Annotated in this window: 5 protein-coding genes and 2 tRNA genes; 6 read left to right on the forward strand and 1 reads right to left on the reverse strand. The window is 44.2% G+C overall.

What is annotated here, in order from left to right; genetic code table 11:
* The 6 genes from IT392_06860 to IT392_06885 all read left to right on the forward strand — a co-directional run.
* The coding region (locus IT392_06860; protein ID MCC6544210.1) for a serine--tRNA ligase at positions 1-149 on the forward strand (149 nt) is incomplete at its 5' end.
* A 269-nt stretch (positions 150-418) separates the two neighbouring features.
* Positions 419-505, forward strand: a tRNA-Ser gene (locus IT392_06865).
* A gap of 184 nt (positions 506-689) precedes the next feature.
* A tRNA-Ser gene (locus tag IT392_06870) sits at positions 690-783 on the forward strand.
* A gap of 98 nt (positions 784-881) precedes the next feature.
* On the forward strand, positions 882-1,397 hold the full coding sequence (locus IT392_06875; protein MCC6544211.1) for a DUF2155 domain-containing protein: 516 nt from the start codon (positions 882-884) through the stop codon (positions 1,395-1,397).
* A gap of 75 nt (positions 1,398-1,472) precedes the next feature.
* On the forward strand, positions 1,473-2,105 hold the full coding sequence (locus tag IT392_06880) for a type 1 glutamine amidotransferase (protein ID MCC6544212.1): 633 nt from the start codon (positions 1,473-1,475) through the stop codon (positions 2,103-2,105).
* Between the two features lie 89 nt (positions 2,106-2,194).
* Positions 2,195-2,389, forward strand: a complete 195-nt coding sequence (locus IT392_06885) for a hypothetical protein (protein ID MCC6544213.1) — start codon at positions 2,195-2,197, stop codon at positions 2,387-2,389.
* Here IT392_06885 and pyrF read toward each other — a convergent pair.
* Complete coding sequence (pyrF, locus tag IT392_06890; protein ID MCC6544214.1) at positions 2,382-3,080, reverse strand: orotidine-5'-phosphate decarboxylase; 699 nt, start codon at positions 3,078-3,080, stop codon at positions 2,382-2,384. The genes IT392_06885 and pyrF overlap by 8 nt on opposite strands.
* Positions 3,081-3,253: the final 173 nt, after the last annotated feature.

Below are 3,253 nucleotides of genomic sequence, written 5' to 3' on the forward strand. Positions count from 1 at the left end.
CGGAATATGTCCATACGATAAACGGTTCAGGGCTTGCAGTAGGCAGGTCACTTGTGGCAATATTAGAGAATTATCAGCAGGCAGACGGAACAGTAATAATACCTGAAGCTCTCAGGAGCTACATGGGTGGAATGGAAAGGATTAATTAAAGGCAGCATTTATAATAACTGGAAACGTCAGAAATGGCTTTCTACAAGGCGGACGATGAAGGAAGCAGTGACGTACTTCTCCGGGTAACACTCAAAAATGCCCAGGTGCAAGGAAGGACGTTGGATTTGAGAGGAGGCGTACTTTTTTGTACGTTGAGTCTCAAATCCAACGTCCTGACGCCGCAGATGGGTATTTTTCAGTGTTACCCAGTTGAGGATTTCCTGAGGAGTCCAACGCCGCAGAAAGTCATTTCTGACGTTCGTAGCAAGGAGGGGTGGCCGAGTGGCTTAAGGCGACGGTCTTGAAAACCGTTGTGTGATGAGCACCGTGGGTTCAAATCCTACCCCCTCCGCCATATTAATTGCAGAATGCAGCGCGGAATTCAGGATTTCACTTAATTTCAAGCAAATTAGAACGTCAGAAATGACTTTCTACAAGGCGGACGAAGAGGGAAACCGGAGGCGTACTTTTAAGTACGTTGAGGATTTCCCGATGAGTCCAACGCCGTAGAAAGTCATTTATGGCGTTCGTAGCCTAAAGGAGAGGTGGCCGAGTCGGTCGAAGGCAGCTGCCTGCTAAGCAGTTGTGGGGCTAATAACTCCACCGTGGGTTCGAATCCCACCCTCTCCGCCATAATGAGTTAAATAGGGACAGCGCCTATTTATTTACAGGCACTATCAGAGTTAAATAAATAGGCGCTGTCCCTATTTAACTATGAGCAAATATACAGCATGAAATCTATCAATAAAATAATACTTTTTACACTTTGTATCAATTCCATTATTGGTCTTAATGCATGCACTAAGAAGGAACAGCCGAAGCCGCTGGCTCACGAGCAGCAGGCAATGATGCCGTCACATGCTGATGTTCAGATGCCATCATCAGAACAGATGAAGATTGTCCTTTCCGATGAGGTTAAAGCTAAATGGAAGGGGGTCATAATAACAGTAATGGACAAGCAGACCATGAATGGCAGGGACTACAAGATACCAATTGGGACAAATTTTACAATATCCGGCAGTAATATTGAGGTTCAAACCGGAACTTTCCTGCCTGACCTTGTGATTGAAAATAACGTCTATTCTACTGAATCTGCTGAACTGGGTAATCCTGCAGTACAGGTCGAGGTAAAAGAGGGCGGTAAAGAAATCTTCAGGGGCTGGCTATTCCAGAAATATCCGACTGTCCATCCATTCAAACACGACCGGTATTCAATTACATTAAAAGAACCTGTTTCTGCTTTATAAAGAGGTGTTAAGATATCAGAATTTATTGTACTGCAGCATATTGAATGTGAAGACCTCGGCACAATTGCAAATACAATGTCACAAAGAGGCATCGGATACAGGTATGTACGACTCTTTGAAGGTGAGCCTGTCCCTCATGATCCTGGAGCATTCTCCGGTATTATAATTCTTGGCGGTCCCATGAATGTTTATGAGGAAGACAAGTACCCATATCTTAAAGATGAAGATATCTTTATTAAGAAGGCAATGATGAACGATATGCCGAGCCTCGGCATCTGCCTCGGGGCTCAGTTGATTGCGAAGGCAGCCGGGGCAAGAGTAAGTAAAGGCACAAAAAAAGAGATCGGATGGTATACACTGAGCCTCACGAAAGACAGCAGTCGGGACAGGGTCTTCAATACACTTCCTGATGAGCTTAATGTGTTCCAGTGGCATGGAGATACCTTTGAAATTCCTGAGGGTGCAACACGGCTTGCCGGTTCAGGACTTTTCCCAAACCAGGCTTACCGCATAGGCAGCAGGATTTATGGTATACAATTCCATCTTGAAGTTACAAAGGAAATGATTAACCAGTGGATATCAGAATATAGAGGAGAACTCTCCAGACTTGATTATATTAATGCCAACGAAATAGTTTCCAGGACACCTGAATACATTGATACCCTAAACGTTAGTGCCGGTATCTTCTTTGACAAGTTTTTCGAATAATTCATACCTAAAGTACATTTCTGCCATATCCGATAAACTAACTGAAACTTGGAAGACAGACGAAAATACTTATAAAATCAGGGGCCGATATGTTCAGACCGCTTTTAGAAAACCGTAATGTAGATGAGATATTTGTAGCAGATGAACTCTACTGCAATTTTTGTGTCGAGACGCATCAAACAAAAAAGGCTGGCAATAAAAATCTTGTTGCCCTCCCTCCCTGTAACAAGTGTACCGGACTAATCTATGCTATGAAGTCCAAAATATACTTTGTGGTCAACTAATCTCTTCGATGATCTTTACAGTTGCATCAACGGGATTTCCTGCATCCCGAATAGGACGTCCCACGACAATATAATCTGAACCAAGTTTAGCCGCATCGCGCGGCGTCACTATCCTTTTTTGATCATCTCCTGGAATAAGGGACCACTCAGGCCTTACGCCAGGGGTAACAACAATAAAATCTCTTCCTAAATGTTCTCTTATAACTGATATCTCCCGGCCGGAACATACTATGCCTGCGCAGCCTGATGCCTTCGCCATTTTTGCCCTGTGAATTACCAGATCTGTAAGGGCAACATCGTCTCTGAGCAGGAGGATTTTTTTCATATCTGCCTCTCCCTGGCTCGTCAGGACTGTAACTGCCAGGATCCTGATATTATCAGGAACACTGTTAACAGCTGCTGTTAACATATCCGGCCCGTCACTACTGTGGACTGTAATGAATTCTACATCTTTGATATACGGTGTCTTAAGCGCCCTCCGGACGGTCTCGGGGATGTCGTGAAGCTTCAAATCCAGGAAAATCCTCCTGCCGCCGGTCTCAAGCACTCCTTTTATCGCATCAGGTCCTGCACTCACGAACAGTTCAAGACCTATCTTGAATACATGAACATGATCTTTTAACAGGTTGACATATTTTAATGCCTGGTTAAGATCTGCAAAATCCAGAGGAAATATAAGCTGAGTTGACATGGATTGTACTATAACATACTTTCACTTTTAAATAACCTGTCAAATCCCCCCTTCCCCCCTTTTCTAAAGGGGGGATTAAACCCGATGATCCCCGATTACCAGCAATTCTCGGTGAAACATCCAGGCAAACATGCAAACAACGGGGTTAGAAAACCCCGTCTATCGCGATAGGC

The sequence above is a fragment of the Nitrospirota bacterium genome (assembly GCA_020846775.1).
In the GTDB taxonomy this organism is placed as follows: Bacteria; Nitrospirota; 9FT-COMBO-42-15; order HDB-SIOI813; family HDB-SIOI813; genus RBG-16-43-11.